Origin of the sequence: Kitasatospora putterlickiae, from assembly GCF_039527695.1 — a bacterium.
GTDB lineage: Bacteria > Actinomycetota > Actinomycetes > Streptomycetales > Streptomycetaceae > Kitasatospora > Kitasatospora putterlickiae.
In genome coordinates, this window is sequence record NZ_BAAAKJ010000552.1 from 1 (window position 1) to 289 (window position 289).

Sequence of the window (289 nt, forward strand, 5' to 3'; positions counted from 1 at the left end):
CGCCGGCGGCGGCGCCCAGCGGGCCGGCGGTGGAGCCGCCGCCCAGCCGGGTCGTCCGGTCCACCGGGAGCCGCACGGTGGCCCCGCAGTTGCAGGTGAACTCGGGCTGCGGCCACTGGTCGGAGCGCCCGCAGTGCGGACAGCGCATGCTCAGCCAGGAGTCCTCCCACGACCGGAACCGGACCTGCACCGGAACCCCGCCGCGCAGCAGCGGCACCTTGAGCGAGGCGCCGCACGGGCAGGGCAGCGACGGCGGCTCGTAGAGGTGCTCCCGCCGGCAGGCGGGGCA

At 77.9% G+C, this 289-nt stretch carries 1 pseudogene; it reads right to left on the bottom strand.

The features are described from left to right. A pseudogene (locus tag ABD308_RS39210) lies at positions 1–289 on the bottom strand (hypothetical protein); the annotation flags it as partial.